The 16,410-nt window shown below is 61.4% G+C and carries 14 protein-coding genes and 1 pseudogene; 8 read left to right on the plus strand and 7 right to left on the minus strand.

Translation table 11 applies throughout. From position 1 onward, the window contains the following. The first annotated feature begins 83 nt into the window (after window positions 1–83). The 3 genes from AB4O25_RS13025 (at window position 84) to AB4O25_RS13035 (ending at window position 4,663) form a co-directional block, all read left to right on the plus strand. Window positions 84–1,850: a sensor histidine kinase gene (locus AB4O25_RS13025; protein WP_223495991.1), complete on the plus strand. Its 1,767-nt coding sequence runs from the start codon at window positions 84–86 to the stop codon at window positions 1,848–1,850. Continuing rightward, a complete protein-coding gene (locus AB4O25_RS13030; RefSeq protein WP_065876981.1) occupies window positions 1,844–3,178 on the plus strand; it encodes a sigma-54-dependent transcriptional regulator in 1,335 nt (444 codons plus the stop codon). Before AB4O25_RS13025 ends, AB4O25_RS13030 begins: the two co-directional genes overlap by 7 nt. Before the next feature lie 165 nt (window positions 3,179–3,343). Next, window positions 3,344–4,663: an MFS transporter gene (locus AB4O25_RS13035; RefSeq protein WP_017529251.1), complete on the plus strand. Its 1,320-nt coding sequence runs from the start codon at window positions 3,344–3,346 to the stop codon at window positions 4,661–4,663. Window positions 4,664–4,733: 70 nt separating this feature from the next. Here the strand turns inward: AB4O25_RS13035 and AB4O25_RS13040 are convergent, their stop codons facing one another. After that, a complete protein-coding gene (locus AB4O25_RS13040; protein WP_065876982.1) occupies window positions 4,734–5,489 on the minus strand; it encodes a COG4705 family protein in 756 nt (251 codons plus the stop codon). A 191-nt stretch (window positions 5,490–5,680) separates the two neighbouring features. Between AB4O25_RS13040 and AB4O25_RS13045 the strand changes: the two genes are divergently transcribed. After that, window positions 5,681–6,313 carry a flavin reductase family protein gene (locus tag AB4O25_RS13045; RefSeq protein WP_065876983.1) on the plus strand — a complete coding sequence of 211 codons (633 nt, stop codon included), beginning with the start codon at window positions 5,681–5,683 and terminating at the stop codon, window positions 6,311–6,313. Window positions 6,314–6,414: 101 nt separating this feature from the next. Here the strand turns inward: AB4O25_RS13045 and AB4O25_RS13050 are convergent, their stop codons facing one another. Both AB4O25_RS13050 and AB4O25_RS13055 read right to left on the minus strand, forming a co-directional pair. Further along, window positions 6,415–6,660 (minus strand): hypothetical protein, encoded by a 246-nt coding sequence (locus AB4O25_RS13050; protein ID WP_026067373.1) that lies wholly within the window; start codon window positions 6,658–6,660, stop codon window positions 6,415–6,417. A 44-nt stretch (window positions 6,661–6,704) separates the two neighbouring features. Next, window positions 6,705–7,046, minus strand: a complete 342-nt coding sequence (locus AB4O25_RS13055) for a putative quinol monooxygenase (RefSeq protein ID WP_017529255.1) — start codon at window positions 7,044–7,046, stop codon at window positions 6,705–6,707. Window positions 7,047–7,416: 370 nt separating this feature from the next. On the opposite strand from AB4O25_RS13055, the gene AB4O25_RS13060 reads away from it, so the two are divergent. Beyond that, window positions 7,417–8,304 (plus strand): AraC family transcriptional regulator, encoded by an 888-nt coding sequence (locus tag AB4O25_RS13060; protein WP_460150913.1) that lies wholly within the window; start codon window positions 7,417–7,419, stop codon window positions 8,302–8,304. A gap of 7 nt (window positions 8,305–8,311) precedes the next feature. On the opposite strand, the gene AB4O25_RS13065 is transcribed toward AB4O25_RS13060, so the two are convergent. From AB4O25_RS13065 to edd, 4 genes are read right to left on the minus strand one after another with little or no spacing between them, the layout of a single operon-like run. Beyond that, window positions 8,312–9,781, minus strand: coding sequence for an ATP-binding protein (locus AB4O25_RS13065; protein ID WP_017529257.1), 1,470 nt, complete (start codon window positions 9,779–9,781; stop codon window positions 8,312–8,314). Next, window positions 9,771–10,505 (minus strand): response regulator, encoded by a 735-nt coding sequence (locus AB4O25_RS13070; RefSeq protein WP_017529258.1) that lies wholly within the window; start codon window positions 10,503–10,505, stop codon window positions 9,771–9,773. The genes AB4O25_RS13065 and AB4O25_RS13070 overlap by 11 nt, the downstream gene beginning before the upstream one ends. A gap of 36 nt (window positions 10,506–10,541) precedes the next feature. Further along, on the minus strand, window positions 10,542–11,498 hold the full coding sequence (locus AB4O25_RS13075) for a glucokinase (RefSeq protein WP_065876985.1): 957 nt from the start codon (window positions 11,496–11,498) through the stop codon (window positions 10,542–10,544). Further along, window positions 11,495–13,321, minus strand: a complete 1,827-nt coding sequence (gene edd / locus AB4O25_RS13080; RefSeq protein ID WP_003175855.1) for a phosphogluconate dehydratase — start codon at window positions 13,319–13,321, stop codon at window positions 11,495–11,497. The genes AB4O25_RS13075 and edd overlap by 4 nt, the downstream gene beginning before the upstream one ends. 221 nt (window positions 13,322–13,542) lie before the next feature. Between edd and gap the strand changes: the two genes are divergently transcribed. The 3 genes and pseudogenes from gap to AB4O25_RS13095 all read left to right on the plus strand — a co-directional run bounded on the left by gap (window position 13,543) and on the right by AB4O25_RS13095 (window position 16,304). After that, the gene (gene gap / locus AB4O25_RS13085; RefSeq protein WP_003175856.1) at window positions 13,543–14,544 is read left to right on the plus strand and encodes a type I glyceraldehyde-3-phosphate dehydrogenase; all 1,002 of its coding nucleotides are present in this window, start codon (window positions 13,543–13,545) and stop codon (window positions 14,542–14,544) included. A 201-nt stretch (window positions 14,545–14,745) separates the two neighbouring features. Continuing rightward, a pseudogene (locus AB4O25_RS13090) lies at window positions 14,746–15,263 on the plus strand (RNA polymerase sigma factor). Window positions 15,264–15,335: 72 nt separating this feature from the next. Continuing rightward, the gene (locus tag AB4O25_RS13095) at window positions 15,336–16,304 is read left to right on the plus strand and encodes a FecR family protein (protein ID WP_065879542.1); all 969 of its coding nucleotides are present in this window, start codon (window positions 15,336–15,338) and stop codon (window positions 16,302–16,304) included. Window positions 16,305–16,410 lie beyond the last annotated feature (106 nt).

The following is a 16,410-nucleotide window of genomic DNA, read 5'->3' on the forward strand; positions in this document are numbered from 1 at the left end:
CTTTTTTTATGAGGGCGCGCCACCACAAGATCCGGGCAACGCGTGATATTGTGCTCACCCTTATTGCAGCTGTTCATCTTCGTATGATCGCGATTCCTCGCCCCCTGCGCCTGACCTTTTATTCCCTGTTGATCATCGCCGGTGCGGTGCTGGCCGCGGCATTGGCCACGCGCCATGCCGAACGTCAGGCCCTGATCGACGATGCCGCCCGCGCCAACCAGCAATTGGCGCTGTACGCCAACTCCCTGCACACCCTGATCGAACGCTATCGCGCGCTGCCCGCCGTGCTGGCGCTGGACTCGGAAATGATCAGCGCGCTCAAAGGCCCGATGGATGCCGCCACACAAGGCACGCTCAACCGCAAGCTCGAACGCATCAACGGCGCTGCGCAATCCTCCACCCTTGAGCTGATGGACCGCACCGGCCTGGCCGTAGCCGCCAGCAACTGGGCATTGCCGAGTAGTTATGTGGGGCATAACTATGCGTTTCGCCCGTATTTCAGCCAGACCAGAAGCCAGGGTACTGGGCGTTTCTATGCGGTGGGGGTGACCACGGGGATTCCGGGATACTTCCTCTCCAGCGCGGTGCTCGATGAACAGGAGCAGTTTCTCGGCGCCATGGTGGTCAAGCTGGAATTCCCGGAGCTTGAGCGCGAATGGGCCCAGGGCAATGACCTGCTGCTGGTGAGTGATGCGCGTGGCATCGTATTTATCGCCAACCAGCCGGGCTGGCGCTATCGCAACCTGCGCCCGTTGTCGGACAGCGACCTGGCCGAACTCAAGGCCACCCGCCAATACGACAAGAAACACCTGCAACCGCTGGACACCAGCACCCTGCAACGCTTTGACGAAAACAGCCACCTGATGCGTGTCAACGGCCCCGACGGCAGCGCCAATTACATCTGGGAATCCCTGCCGCTGAAGGCCGAAGGCTGGACCCTGCACCTGTTGCGCAAACCGCAGTTCCCGTTTGAAGACCAACGCAACGCTGGCCTGGCCGCCGCCGGTTCCTGGCTGGCGCTGGTGTTCCTGGCGCTGTTCCTGAGCCAACGCTGGCGCCTGGCCCGCTTGCGCCAACGCAGCCGCGAAGAGCTGGAACAACTGGTGGAAGAACGCACCCAGGCCCTGCGCACCGCCCAAGAGGGTTTGGTGCAATCGGCCAAGCTGGCCGCGCTGGGGCAGATGTCTGCCGCCCTCGCCCACGAAATCAACCAACCTCTGACCGCCCAGCGCATGCAGTTGGCGACCCTGCGCCTGCTGCTGGATCACGGTCGAGTGGACGACGCCTACAAGGCGCTTACGCCCCTGGACGACATGCTCACGCGCATGGCCGCGCTCACCGGCCACCTCAAGACCTTTGCGCGCAAGAGCCCCAGCGGCCTGCGCGAGCGCCTGGACCTGGCCACGGTCGTCGACCAGTCCCTGCACTTGCTCGATGCACGCCTGCGTGATGAAGGCATCGGCGTCGTGCTGGACCTGACCCGCCCGGCCTGGGTACGCGGCGACGCGATACGCCTGGAACAAGTGCTGATCAACCTGCTGCGCAACGCCCTCGACGCCATGGTGGACAAGCCGCGCAAACGCCTGGAAATCCGTGTGCATGCCGACCAGCAGCTTTGGGTTTTGAGCGTCAGCGACAGCGGCGGCGGCATTGCCGAAGAACACTTGAGCAATGTGTTCGACCCCTTTTTCACCACCAAGCCGGTGGGCGACGGCCTCGGCTTGGGGCTGGCGGTGTCCTACGCTATCGTGCATGAATTGGGCGGCCGCCTGATCGCCGGTAACCGCGGCGACGGCGCGGTGTTCACCCTGACCCTGCCCATCGCGCTGGAGACGCCGGACCTATGTTAAATGCGGTGATTGTGGTCGATGACGAAACCAGCATTCGCACGGCCGTGGAACAGTGGTTGAGCCTGTCGGGGTTTGAGGTGCAACTGTTCAGCCGTGCCCAAGAATGCCTGGCGCAATTGCCCAGGGACTTTGCCGGGGTCATTTTGAGCGACGTGCGCATGCCCGGGCTCAGCGGCCTGGAGCTGCTCGCCGAGGTGCAACGCCGCGACGCCGACTTGCCGGTGATCCTGCTCACCGGCCATGGCGATGTGCCGATGGCCGTCGAGGCGATGCGCGACGGCGCCTACGACTTTCTGGAAAAACCCTTCAGCCCCGATACCCTGCTCAACAGTCTGCGCCGCGCCCTGGATAAACGTGGGCTGATCCTGGAGAACCGTCGCCTGCATCAGCAGGCCGATCACCGCGCGCAACTCGAATCCAGCCTGCTTGGCGTGTCCCGTGGCTTGCAGAACCTGCGCCGCCAGGTGCTCGATTTGGCGAGCTTGCCGGTCAACGTGCTGATCCGAGGCGAAACCGGCAGCGGCAAAGAACGGGTCGCCCGTTGCCTGCACGACTGTGGGCCGCGGGCGAAAAAACCGTTCGTGGCGCTCAACTGTGCGGCGATCCCCGAGCAACTGTTCGAGGCCGAACTGTTCGGCCACGAAAGCGGCGCGTTTACCGGCGCCCAGGGCAAACGCATCGGCAAGCTGGAATACGCCCACGGCGGCACGTTGTTCCTGGATGAAATCGAAAGCATGCCCCTGGCCCAGCAGGTGAAATTGCTGCGGGTGTTGCAGGAGCAGAAGCTGGAGCGATTGGGGTCCAACCAGAGCATCCACGTAGACTTGCGCATCATCGCCGCCACCAAGCCGGACCTTTTGGAAGAGGCCCGCGCCGGACGCTTTCGTGAAGACTTGGCTTATCGTCTCAACGTGGCCCAGTTGCGCCTGCCACCGCTGCGCGAGCGCCGTGAAGACATCCCGCTGTTGTATGAACACTTCGCCCATGACGCCGCAGAGCGCTTGGGCCGCACTGCCCAGCCCTTGAGCGGTGCGGCGCTGGGGCGCCTGCTCAGTCACGACTGGCCAGGCAATGTGCGTGAACTGGCCAACGTCGCCGAGCGCCAGGTGCTGGGCCTCGGCGAGTCCGAACCGGAAGGCATCGAAGCCGGGCAATCCCTCGCCGCGCAGCAGGAAGCCTTTGAGGCCCATTGCCTGAAAGCCGCACTGACCCGGCATAAAGGCGATATCAAAGAGGTGTTGGCGGAGCTGCAACTGCCCCGCCGAACCTTCAATGAAAAGATGCAGCGCCATGGCCTTGCACGGGACATGTTTCTCAAGGATCAATGAGCGGATTTCCGCTCACCGCTGCAAAACCATCAGCAACATTCCGCTCAAAAAAACCGCAAACCCCTCTAGACCGGGCCTTCATCCACCTGGCACAGCTCCTGCTATAGCCCCAGCCAGGCAGCGTTCGCGCCGCTCCATAAAAACAACTAGATGAAGGATCCTTCAATGGATAACTCCAACTCCCTGCCTCTGGGCTCGGTGGCTGCGCCTGCGCAGGAACGCACCACCACCAGTCGCATCAAATCGATCTTCAGCGGTTCGGTCGGCAACATGGTCGAGTGGTACGACTGGTACGTCTACGCCGCCTTTTCGCTGTACTTCGCCAAAGCCTTCTTTCCAGCCGGCTCCTCCACCGCTCAGTTGATGAACACCGCCGCGATCTTCGCCGTCGGCTTCCTGATGCGCCCCATCGGCGGCTGGTTGATGGGCATGTACGCCGACTACAAGGGGCGCAAGGCTGCGCTGATGGCCTCGGTGCTGCTGATGTGCTTCGGCTCGCTGTTGATCGCGCTGAGCCCTGGCTACGAAACCATCGGTATCGGGGCTCCGATCCTGCTGGTGTTCGCCCGTTTGCTGCAAGGCTTGTCGGTAGGGGGCGAATACGGCACTTCCGCCACCTACCTCAGCGAAATGGCGACACGGGAACGTCGCGGATTCTTCTCCAGCTTCCAATATGTGACCTTGATTTCCGGTCAGCTCATTGCCCTGGCAGTGCTGATCGTGCTGCAACAGGTGCTCACCACCGAACAACTCTATGCCTGGGGCTGGCGCATCCCGTTCGCCATCGGCGCCCTGTGCGCAGTGGTCGCGCTGTACCTGCGTCGTGGCATGGAAGAAACCGAGTCGTTCAGCAAAAAAGAAAAAGCCAAGGAAAGCGCAATGCGCACCTTGATGCGCCACCCCAAGGAACTGATGACCGTGGTCGGCCTGACCATGGGCGGCACCCTGGCGTTCTACACCTACACCACCTACATGCAGAAATACCTGGTGAATACCGTCGGCATGAGCATCTCCGACTCCACCACCATCTCGGCGGCCACGTTGTTTCTGTTCATGTGCCTGCAGCCGATCGTCGGTGGGCTATCGGATAAAGTCGGTCGTCGGCCGATCCTGATCGCCTTCGGCATCCTCGGCACCCTGTTCACCGTACCGATCCTCACCACCCTGCACACCATCCAGACCTGGTGGGGCGCGTTCTTCCTGATCATGGCGGCGCTGATTATCGTCAGCGGCTACACCTCGATCAACGCCGTGGTGAAGGCCGAGTTATTCCCGACCGAAATCCGCGCCCTGGGCGTCGGCCTGCCCTATGCACTGACCGTGTCGATCTTCGGCGGTACCGCTGAATACATCGCACTGTGGTTCAAGAGCATCGGCATGGAAACCGGTTACTACTGGTACGTGACCGCCTGTATTGCGGTGTCGTTGTTGGTCTACGTGACCATGAAGGACACCCGCAAGCACTCGCGGATTACCACGGACTAAAAGCCTGACCCGCTAAACCTGTGGGAGGGGGCTTGCTCCCTCCCACATCGGTTTTATGTCGCTTGGTGAATCAGGACACCTCTGCCACTGGTGGTCGCCCATACCGTCGCTGTGCATACGCCGCGCCGACAATCATCACCACCAGGATTGCAGCCAACACGGCCGATGAACCAATGGTGCCGAAATCCAACCCGCCCTTTTCATGGGGCTTGGTCAGGAAGTCGCCCAGGGTCGCACCGAAAGGCCGGGTCAGCACAAACGCCACCCAGAACAACAGCACCGCCGAGATTTGGGTGAAGTACTTGAGCGCCACTACCGCAGCGATGGTCGAGCCGATCAACAAGGCGCCGCCGGCAAAGCCCAGCCCCGAATCATCCGCCAGGAAGTCACCCAATGCGGTGCCCAGGGTGTTGGAAAACAGGATCGCCATCCAATAGAACAACTCGCCCCGCAAGGTCTGCACCTTGTTCACGTTCAGCGAATCACCACTGAGGTGCCACAGCGCAAAGATGATCATCAGGATCACGATCAGGATCATTGAACCGGTGGCGTAGCCCAGGCCCAGGGTTCGGTCCATAAAGTCCGACATCGTCGTGCCAGCGGTGCTGGTGGACAAAATCACAATCCAGTACAGCATGGGGTTATAGGTTTTCGACCAGAGTTGTGTCACCAGGGTGACCAGGAACACGCTGATCAGGATCATCGAACTGAGTGCGTAGCCAACATTCAAGGTCATCGACAACAAGTCCCCGGCGGTTTCGCCCAGGGTGGTTGCGCAGATTTTCATGACCCAGAACGCCAGGGTGATCTGAGGAAGTTTATTCATAGGGGTAAAGGCTCCGAAGCTCAGTCTTTCAATGGCCGACTTATGGAGTGTCGACCTTGGCCGCAGACTGAACGGGACGCTGTGAAAAATAGGTGGGCAATCAATGAAAATTCCATGGGGCCAATGGAAATTCGCGCCCATGGGTTGCAGTATGGTCGCCTCCCAGAACCCCGCAGCAGGAACCCCGGCCCATGTCCGACGATATCCACTTCTACGAACCCGCCAACGGCCACCGCCTGCCTCATGATCCGTTCAATGCCATCGTCGGCCCACGGCCGATCGGCTGGATTTCGTCACACGACCGTGAAGGCCACCTGAACCTGGCGCCCTACAGTTTTTTCAATGCGTTCAATTACATTCCGCCGATCATTGGGTTTTCCAGTGTCGGGCGCAAAGACAGCCTGAACAACATCGAACAGACCGGCGAATTCGTGTGGAACCTGGCCACGCGCCCGCTGGCCGAGCAGATGAACCAGAGCTGCGCGGCGGTCTCGCCGCAGGTGGATGAATTCGAGTTGTCCGGCCTGACGCCGGTGGCTTCGAAAATCGTTGGCGTACCGCGCGTGGGTGAGAGCCCGGTGTCGTTCGAGTGCAAGGTGACGCAGATCATCCAGTTGCAACGCGCCGACAAGGAGCTGGTGCCAAGCTGGCTGGTACTGGGCGAGGTAGTCGCGGTGCACATCGCCAAGTGGCTGCTCAAGGACGGCATCTATGACACCGCTGCCGCCGAACCGATTCTACGCGGCGGCGGCCCGGCGGATTACTTCCAGCTGGGGCCCGAAGCGTTGTTCAAGATGTACCGGCCTGGCGCTGCAAAACCCTGAGTGGAATGCAACCTATGGTGGGAGGGGGCTTGCTCCCGATGGCGTTGTGTCAGTCAGCCTATCTGTAGCTGATACACCGCTATCGGGAGCAAGCCCCACCTTTAGTCAGCGGCAGGTGCCCACGTCAGTTGCCCCTCTACGTCCACATCGACCAGACGCTCAAGCTGCACAGTGGCGGCATCATCAGCATCCGAGGCGGTCTTGAACCTCTGCCCATCCAGGATCTTGTGAAACCGCGGGGCGCCCATGCCATCCAGCGCCTTGACGGCCACGGCGGCGCTGTAGCCTCCGTCACCCGGTACTACGGCGGAAACGGCTTCGTGGTGGGCAAATTGTTTACGTGCCATGTTGCAGGTCCTGGCCAATGGAAAGGCGGCCATTCTAAACCGGTTCAACCGGCGAGTTGCAGGTACTCGCCGTAGGCGCGTGCAGCGGATGCATCGGTGAAGGTCTGGAAGTCCATGCTGCGGATGACCATGTCGTTCAGCAGCTCGGTAAAGATCAGCAGGGCCGGCGAGTTGAAGTAGGCGCTCATCGCCTGCTCACTGCTCCAAAAGCCCGAAACCAGCCACACATCGGGGTCGACCTGAGAATGCTGCAACGAGAACTGCAGGCAACCCTGAGCCTGGCGGCCCGGTTCGATCAAACTGCTCAAGCGTGCACCGAGTTCGGTGCTGCACCCGGTGCGGGCGCGGATAAAGGCCATATGGCTCGCGGGAATGGGGGTGGACATGTTCGACTCTCCCGTTGAGAAGTGATGCTCGGCAAGCACTGTGAGGGTGTGTTGCCACAGGATCAACGATAACGGCGCGGGTGAGCGCGCGGTTAGTCAATTCCTGCCGGCTTATTGCACGATCCTGCGAGAAGCGTAGATAGGACGTTGGCCCAGCGCTTTTATTCCACGCACACACGCCATGTTTCAGGCAGATGAAACGCCTCGCGCTTGCCTGATTGACGACAGGCCGCAGGATCAGGCAAGGATTATGCAGAATCGACCTAACACTTTTTCAAAGGCCGCCGCTAAGCTGAGCCCCATCAAAGCCGCCGCAGAGGACGCGCCATGTCGTCGCCCGAACATAAGCCCACCCCCCCTCGATGCCGAGATGGAAAAACAGCGCGCCGAACTGGCCAGCATCGTGCACCGGCATACCTGGGAAGATGGTTCCTACGGCACCGCAATCACCTCGTTGTACCTGAACCGTCACAACACACCGCGAGACTTCATGCCGGTGCTGGTGGAGCCCGCGTTGTGCATCCTCGCCAACGGCAGCAAGGAAGTGCGCCTGGCTGACGAAATCTTCGCCTATGACCCGCTCAACTATCTGGTGTTTTCGGTGGCGATGCCGGTGGCCGGGCGCATCATCGATGCCACGCCGGACGACCCGAACCTGTCGGTGCGCATCAACATCGACCCGGCGCAACTCACAGCGCTGATCGCCGAGGCCGGCCCCATGGGCGTGCCTACACGCCCAACGTCGCGCGGGATGTACGTGGACCGGATCGACCATCAACTGCTCGACGCCGTACTGCGCCTGGCGCGCTTGCTGGATACGCCCAAAGACATCGCCATGCTGGCGCCGCTGATCAACCGCGAAATTCTCTACCGCTTGCTGCGTGGGCCACAGGGCTATCGTTTGTATGAAATTGCCGTGGCCAACAGTCAGAGCCATCGGGTGAGCCAGGCGATCAAGTGGCTCAATGGCAATTACGAACAGCCGTTGCGCATCGATGACCTGGCCAAGGAAGTCAACCTGAGCGTTTCGACCCTGCACCATCGCTTCAAGGCGATTACCGCCATGAGCCCGCTGCAGTACCAGAAACAGCTGCGCTTGCAGGAAGCGCGCAGGCTGATGATTGCCGAGGGGCTGGAAGCCTCGGCGGCCGGGTATCGGGTGGGGTATGAAAGCCCGTCGCAGTTCAGCCGGGAATACAGCCGGCTATTTGGTGCGCCGCCGCTCAGAGACTTGGCCCGGTTGCGCCAAAGCATCTGACCCACAGTTAGTCCAGCGTTCGCGGGAGCTGAAGGGTCACCCTCAGCCCGCCTTCGCGAAGGTTCTGCAAACTCACTTCCCCGCCATGGCTATGGGCAATATTGCGCGCGATCCCCAGGCCCAACCCATAACCCTGCTGCTGCCCGGCCAGACGAAAGTGGGGCTCGAACACCTGCTCCAAACGCTGTTCCGGCACCCCGGGCCCTTCGTCATCCACGTGCAGGATGAACTGCGCGCCATCATCTTCGATATGCAAATGGGCGTTCTGCCCGTACTTCAACGCGTTGTCGATCAGGTTGCCGATGCAGCGCTTGAGCGCCAGTGGCTTGCCTGGGTAGGCCGCCAGGGCGTAGCCATCCAGGGTCACGCGACCATTGCCGTTCGGCGCGACGTAAGGTTCCACCAGGCATTCGAGCACATGGTTGAGGTCGACGGGTTGGATGTTCTCGTGGATATCGGTGTCTTTGACGCATTGCAACGCGCCTTTCACCAGCAGCTCCAATTCATCCAGATCGCGACCGAATTTGGTTTGCAGGTTTTCGTCTTCCAGCAGCTCTACGCGCAGGCGCAGGCGGGTGATCGGGGTGCGCAGGTCGTGGGAAATCGCGCTGAATAACTGGCTGCGCTCGGTCAGGTAACGGCTGATGCGCTCGCGCATGGCGTTGAAGGCACGACCCACTTCCACCACTTCGCTGCCGCCGCCTTCGGCCACCGGCTCCACGTCGGCGCCCAGCGACATATCCCGCGCCGCCCGCGCCAGGCGCTTGAGTGGGCGGCTCTGCCAGTGCACCAACAGGCCGATGAATAACAGCAGAAAACCACTGGTCAGCACGATAAACCACACCTGCTGGGACGGCAGGCCTTGTTCCTCAAGGCTGGTGTAGGGCTCGGGCAACAGCGAGGCGATGTACAGCCATTCGCCGGGGGCGAGTTGAATCTGGGTGACCAGCACCGGCGGGTTCACGGGCTCCAGCGTCAAGGCGTAATGAGCCCAGGAGCGCGGCAGCTCATCAAGCTTGAGGCCGGCATTGAAGATGCGCAGGTCTTCGGCACTGACGAACTCCACTGAGATCACCACGTCGGCGCCAAGGGTCTGGCGCAGTACTTCATCGACCGCGACCAGCACCGCTTGTTTGCGCGGGGTTTCGGGCAGTACCTGCATCTCCAGCGGGCGATCGTTGAGCGTCACCACGAACCGGGTGCCGCCCATGCTGCGCAATTGGTCGAGGACCAACGGCCGATAGGCCACCGGCAACGAACGGAAGTAACTCACGCTGGCGGTCATCGAATGCGCCAGGCTCCGGGCGCTGGTGACCAGGCCTTCGAGCTGGGTCGCGCGTAACTGCGACACCCAGATCACGCTGGACAGCGCCTGGGCGAACAGCACCACCAGCAAGGTCAGCAGCAGCATGCGCCCCAGCAATGAGCGCGGCACCGGGAAGCGGCGGCGGCGTTCGGTTACAGGCTCAGTGGGCATTGCCGGCAACCACGCTGGCTGCCAGTTGATAACCGCTGCCACGCACGGTGCGGATCAGCCGCGGCGGCTTTTCGGTGTCGCGCAGGCGTTGGCGCAGGCGGCTCACGGCCATGTCGACGATACGGTCCAGCGGCATCAGGTCGCGGCCACGGGTGGCGTTGCCGATGGTGTCGCGGTCGAGGATTTCCTGTGGGTGGTCGAGAAACAATTTGAGCAAGGCAAAATCGGCACCGGAAAGGATCACCTCTTCGCCATCCACGTGAAACAGCCGATGGCTGATCATGTCCAGGCGCCATTCATCGAACACCAGCACATCGCCGCCGCTGCTGCGCTCCTGACCGAACTGGCAGCGGCGCAACAGGGCCTTGATCCGCGCCTGCAACTCACGGGGGCTGAACGGCTTGCCGATGTAATCGTCGGCGCCCAGCTCCAGGCCGATCACGCGGTCGGCCTCATCGGAACTGGCGGTCAGCATGATGATCGGCACCTGCGCCTGGCGCGGGTGCTGGCGGATCCAGCGGCAAAGGCTGAAGCCGTCTTCGTCCGGCAGCATGACATCGAGGATGACCAAGTCGCACGGCGCCTCGTTCATCGCCTGACGGAACCCCGCACCATCCGGTACGCCCCGCACCTGGAAACCGGCGCGACTGAGGTAGGTTTGCAGCAATTCGCGGATTTCCTGGTCGTCGTCGACGAGGAGAATCGATTTACTGATTACGCTCACGGGGTCCTCCTTGTTGTTATGGGGTGTTCTTGATGCCTACGTAAAAGCCTGCTCAAGCGCCACACCCGCCCCGGTCAACCCCGAATACGGCGCTGTCACCAGCCACACCGGAATGCCGTTGAAATAGTCACTCATGCAGCCTTTGTCCGCGAAGCTTTTGGCGAAACCGCTGGTGATAAAGAAGTCGGCAAACCTCGGTATCACCCCGCCCACGATGTACACGCCACCGCGCCCACCGGTGGTCAACACGTTATTGCCTGCAACCCGGCCCAGCCAGATGCTGAACTGGTCCAACACTTCCATGGCGATCGGATCGCCGGCCAAACCCGCCGCCGTGATGGCTTCGGGCGTTTCCAGCACCGGCGTGTGGCCGTCCACCGCACAGATCGCCCGGTACAGACGCGGCAACCCGCCGCCGCTCAAGGCGGTTTCGGCGCTGACGTGGCCGATTTCGTTGTAAATGTGTTGCCACAACTGAGTTTCCCGCGGGCTGCTCAGGGGCAGGTCGACATGGCCGCCCTCGCCCGGCAACGCCGCGTAACGACCTGCGCCGAGGTCCAGCAAGGTGCCGACACCCAGGCCAGTACCCGGGCCGATTACCACCGCCGGGCGCAACGGCTCCGGCGTGCCCGCGCACACCACACGGTATTCGTCGGGCTGCAAACGGGTCATGCCCAGGGCCATGGCCGAAAAATCATTCACCAACAGCAGTTGCTCCACCTGCAGCGTGTTGCAGAACGCAGCCTTGCTCAGGCGCCAGTGGTTGTTGGTGAATTTGAATTCATCGCCGCTCACCGGCCCGGCCACCGACAGGCAGACTGCGCCGATATCGCCGATGTTCAGGCCTTCTTGCTGCAAATAGACCTTGATCGCTTCTTCAGGGCTGGAGTAATCCACCGTGGCATGCACACGAATCGAATGCAGTGCCGAATCCCGCCACAACGCAAAACGGGCGTTGGTACCCCCGATATCACCGACCAGCGCAAGCTTCACTTAAGCGTCTCCAAGGCAGAGGTAAAGGCGCTGGCGCCCTGCTCTGCGGAGCTTGCGGCCAAGCGCATAAATGCAAACAGCTCGCGACCGGCGCCCACGTTATTGCCCAACAGGCCCGTGGCAGGCGTGCGCGCTGCAAATTCTTCGGCGTCTACCTTAAGCTCCAAGGTACCTGTCACGCCATCCACGCGAATGATATCGCCATCGCGCACCCGCGCCAGCGGCCCGCCGCTCTGGGCTTCGGGGTTGACGTGAATCGCGGCGGGGATCTTACCCGACGCGCCGGACATACGCCCGTCTGTCACCAACGCGACTTTGAAACCGCGGTCCTGCAACACACCGAGGAACGGCGTCATCTTGTGCAGCTCCGGCATGCCATTGGAGCGCGGGCCCTGGAAGCGCATGACCGCGACAAAGTCCTTTTCCAATTGGCCGGCCTTGAACGCATCGGCCAGGTCCTGCTGGTCCTGGAATACCACCGCCGGTGCTTCAACCACCTGATGCTCAGGGGCCACGGCGGAAACTTTCATCACGCCACGCCCCAGGTTGCCTTCCATCACGCGCAGGCCGCCCTCGGGCGAGAACGCGCGGGCCACGGGGCGCAGGATGGTTTCGTCGAGACTTTCGATGGGGCCGTCGCGCCAGACCAGTTCACCGTCGACCAGGAACGGCTCCTGGATGTAACGGCTCAGGCCCTTGCCCGCGACGGTATTAACGTCTTCATGGAGCAGGCCGGCCTCAAGCAACTCGCGGATCAGGAACGACATGCCCCCCGCCGCCTGGAAGTGGTTGATGTCGGCCTTGCCGTTCGGGTACACGTGGGACAGGGTCGGCACCACCTCGGAGAGGTCGGCCATGTCCTGCCAGGTGAGGATAATGCCCGCCGACATGGCGATGGCCGGCATGTGCAAGGTGTGGTTGGTGGAACCACCGGTGGCGTTGAGGGCGACGATGGAGTTGACGATGGATTTTTCGTCGACGATTTCGCCGATCGGCGTGAAGTTGCCGTTGGCCTTGGTCAGGCGTGTGACCTGATGCGCGGCCTCGCGGGTCAGGGCGTCACGCAGCGGTGTGTACGGGTTGACGAACGAGGCGCCCGGCAGGTGCAGGCCCATCACTTCCATCAGCAATTGGTTGGTGTTGGCGGTGCCGTAGAAGGTGCAGGTACCGGGGCTGTGGTAGGACTTCATCTCCGATTCCAGCAGCTCTTCGCGGGTGGCCTTGCCTTCGGCGTAGCGCTGGCGCACGTCGGCCTTCTGCTTGTTGGAAATGCCTGAGGGCATCGGGCCGCCCGGTACGAAGATCATCGGCAAGTGGCCGTAGCGCAGCGCGCCCATCATCAGGCCGGGGACGATCTTGTCGCAGATGCCCAGCATCAGCGCGGCATCGAACATGTTGTGGGACAGCGCAACCGCCGTGGACATGGCGATGACTTCACGGCTGAGCAGGCTCAGTTCCATGCCTGGCTCGCCTTGGGTCACGCCGTCGCACATGGCCGGGGTGCCGCCGGCGAACTGGCCGACCGAGCCGACTTCGCGCAGGGCTTTCTTGATCTGTTCCGGGAAATGTTCGTACGGCTGATGCGCCGAAAGCATGTCGTTATATGAAGAAACAATTGCCACGTTGGCGGCATTCATCATGCGCAGGCTGTTTTTGTCTTCGGTGCCGCAACCGGCCACGCCGTGGGCGAAGTTGGCGCATTGCAGCTTGCCACGCATCGGCCCGTCGCTGGCGGCACCGCGAATGAGCGCAAGGTAAGCCTCGCGAGTGGCGCGGCTGCGGGCGATAAGCCGTTCGGTGACCTCAAGAACGCGGGGATGCATGTGTAGAACTCCAGGCTAACGGATGTGGCGACCTGAGTGTCTATGCTGATCAAACGCCCGCAGCGCATGGGATGGCAGGGTGTCGTTTAAATCATCGGACCAGTTGATTCAGGTCACTCGTTGTAGATTGAACAAAATATTGCCACTAAAAAGGCTTGTTTTCTATTTTTATGCGAATAATCTTGTAATTCTTACAACAAATCGACGACAGGCACCTTCCAATGACTCTTCGTATCGCAATCAATGGTTTTGGCCGTATCGGCCGTAATGTCCTGCGCGCACTGTATACCCAAGGCTATCGCCAGGATTTGCAGATCGTCGCCATCAATGATCTGGGCGACAGCTCGATCAATGCCCACCTGCTTAAATTCGACACCGTGCACGGTACTTTCGACGCAGAGGTCGCCCACGATCAGGAAAGCCTGACCGTCAATGGTGACCGGATTGCCGTGAGTGCCATTCGCAACCCGGCCGACCTGCCATGGGCCGCACACAAGATCGACGTGGTATTTGAATGCACCGGTCTGTTCACCGACCGTGACAAGGCTGCCGCCCATATTACCGCCGGCGCACGCAAGGTGATCATCTCGGCACCGGCCAAGGGTGCGGACGCCACCGTGGTGTATGGCGTGAACCATGACATTCTGCGCCAGTCCCACCAGATCATCTCCAACGCCTCGTGCACCACCAACTGCCTGGCACCGGTCGCCCAGGTGCTGCATCGCGAGCTGGGTATCGAAAGCGGCTTGATGACCACCATCCATGCCTACACCAACGACCAGAACCTGACCGACGTCTACCACACCGACCCGTACCGTGCGCGTTCGGCCACCCAGAACATGATCCCGAGCAAGACCGGCGCCGCCGAAGCGGTGGGCCTGGTACTGCCGGAGCTGGCGGGCAAGCTGACCGGCATGGCCGTGCGTGTGCCGGTGATCAACGTGTCGCTGGTGGACCTCACCGTACAGTTGAAAAAAGAAGCCACCGCCGAAGAAGTCAACGCGCTGCTCAAGGAAGCCAGCCAGCACTCGAAAATCCTCGGCTACAACACCCTGCCGCTGGTTTCCAGCGACTTCAACCACAACCCGCTGTCGTCGATTTTTGACGCCAACCACACCAAGGTAAGCGGCAAGCTGCTCAAAGTGCTGGCCTGGTACGACAACGAGTGGGGCTTCTCCAACCGCATGCTGGATAACTGCCTGGCACTGTGCAACGCCGAATAACGAGCGTTGTGCATGTGGCTTTTGTGGGAGGGGGCTTGCTCCCGATGGCGATTTATCAGTCAGAGATGGGGTGACTGACACCGCGCTATCGGGGCAAGCCCCCTTCCCGCATTTGCTCTATGTAGGCCTGCAGCAATAGCCACTTGCCATTTCAGTTGATGATAAGCATTATCATTAACTGAAAATCGGTCGGGTACGCCTGTGAGCCAATCTCGCTTTAACCATGTCTTTCTCACCCAACGGGTGATTCTGCTACGCACCTTGCAGCGGATGGTGAATAACCACAGCACCGCCGAGGACCTGTTGCAGGAAACCTACCTGCGCGTCACCCGGGCCCTGAGCGAGCGGCCCATCGATCACCTCGAACCCTTCGTCTATCAAACCGCACGCAACCTGGCGCTGGATCACCTGCGCGCGCGTCGGATCCAGGCCCGTACGTTGCAGGAAGATGTACCGCTGGACATCCTACAAAGCGTTGCCGCCCCCATCAGCCCCCCGAAGACGCCACCCAGGCCGAGCAGTTGCTGGAACACCTGAGCGTCAGCCTGGGCCAGTTAAGCGCGCGCCAGCAGCAGATCTTCATCCTCAGCCGCCTGCACGGTTGCAGCTACCAGGAGATTGCCGATCAGTTGAACGTGTCCTTGAGCACCGTGCAAAAAGAACTGAAATTGATCATGGCCATTTGCGTAGGTGTGGCCGAACGGCTGGATCGGCCTTAAGCTGCATCCGACAGAAATGTCGACCCAAGCCGTAGGAAATGAATAGAACGTGGCGAAGACCCGAGGCACACCGTGACAGACCCGAACAAACTGCGCGCCCATGAGCTGGCTCATGAGGTGTTGCAAGACGCGGCTATGGACCAGGCCCTCGACTGGCTGATCGCCCTGCAGTGCCCGCAGCCCGGGCAGCAGGCCGAGTTTGAAAGCTGGCTGACCAGCGACCCGGCCCACGCCAATGCCTTCGAAAAAGCCCAGGCGGCCTGGGGTGGCGCGCCGGTACACAGCGCCGCCGCGGCCCTGGCGGCGCCGCGCACGCCCAGCGCCTGGCGCCGGATCAAACCGTACTGGAAGCCACTGGCAACAGCCGCCGTGCTGTTGATCGGCCTGTTCAGCTTCAGCAATTTGCCGGTGCGCCTGCAAGCCGACCACCTCACCGTGGTCGGCGAACGTCAGCGCTTGCAACTGGACGATGGCTCCAAAGTGCTGCTCAACACCAACTCGGCGTTTTCCAGCGACGTCAAGGATCACCAGCGCATCGCCCGCCTGTACCAGGGCGAAGCGTTTTTTGAAGTCACGCCGAACCACGACCAGCCCTTGCAGATCGACGCCGGCCCAGTGCGCGCCAGCGTACGTGACACCGCCTTCGCCGTGCGCTACCTCAATGGCGAGGCCCAGGTGCAAGTGCAGCGTGGTGATGTCGACCTGAGCAACACCGTCGACGACGCCCGCGTGCGCCTGAGCGCGGGGCAAAGTATCCGCATCGGCCCCAAAGGCTTCGGCCAGCCGGCCAAGCTGGATGCCAACAAAGACCTGGCCTGGGTCCAAGGCCGGCTGATCTTCGAAAACTGCCCGATGAGCGAAGTGCTTGCCGAATTGCGTCGGTATTATCCCGGCTGGATCGTCAACACCAACGACCGTCTCGCCCGCGTCGCCGTCACCGGAAATTACCGCCTCGACCAGCCGCTGGACGTGGTGCGTTCCCTGGCACACATCACCTCGGCCACGCTCTCGGAATACCCGGCGCTGGTTATCCTGAATTAAATGAGAACAATTTTTACTCGATAGCCCTCGGTGGTACGTCTCGTCTTAGCCAATGCAACTGATTCCTATTTGGTTCGGTTCGCAACTATAAGATTCGTACCCCGGA

This window comes from Pseudomonas sp. S3_A03 (assembly GCF_054668275.1).

Excerpts from the sequence above, each read along its gene's own strand:
- AB4O25_RS13025 (WP_223495991.1), top strand. The coding sequence starts at position 84 with ATGATCGCGATTCCTCGCCCCCTGCGCCTGACCTTTTATTCCCTGTTG.
- AB4O25_RS13030 (WP_065876981.1), top strand. The coding sequence starts at position 1,844 with ATGTTAAATGCGGTGATTGTGGTCGATGACGAAACCAGCATTCGCACG.
- AB4O25_RS13035 (WP_017529251.1), top strand. The coding sequence starts at position 3,344 with ATGGATAACTCCAACTCCCTGCCTCTGGGCTCGGTGGCTGCGCCTGCG.
- AB4O25_RS13040 (WP_065876982.1), bottom strand. The coding sequence starts at position 5,489 with ATGAATAAACTTCCTCAGATCACCCTGGCGTTCTGGGTCATGAAAATC.
- AB4O25_RS13045 (WP_065876983.1), top strand. The coding sequence starts at position 5,681 with ATGTCCGACGATATCCACTTCTACGAACCCGCCAACGGCCACCGCCTG.
- AB4O25_RS13050 (WP_026067373.1), bottom strand. The coding sequence starts at position 6,660 with ATGGCACGTAAACAATTTGCCCACCACGAAGCCGTTTCCGCCGTAGTA.
- AB4O25_RS13055 (WP_017529255.1), bottom strand. The coding sequence starts at position 7,046 with ATGTCCACCCCCATTCCCGCGAGCCATATGGCCTTTATCCGCGCCCGC.
- AB4O25_RS13060 (WP_460150913.1), top strand. The coding sequence starts at position 7,417 with ATGGAAAAACAGCGCGCCGAACTGGCCAGCATCGTGCACCGGCATACC.
- AB4O25_RS13065 (WP_017529257.1), bottom strand. The coding sequence starts at position 9,781 with ATGCCCACTGAGCCTGTAACCGAACGCCGCCGCCGCTTCCCGGTGCCG.
- edd (WP_003175855.1), bottom strand. The coding sequence starts at position 13,321 with ATGCATCCCCGCGTTCTTGAGGTCACCGAACGGCTTATCGCCCGCAGC.
- gap (WP_003175856.1), top strand. The coding sequence starts at position 13,543 with ATGACTCTTCGTATCGCAATCAATGGTTTTGGCCGTATCGGCCGTAAT.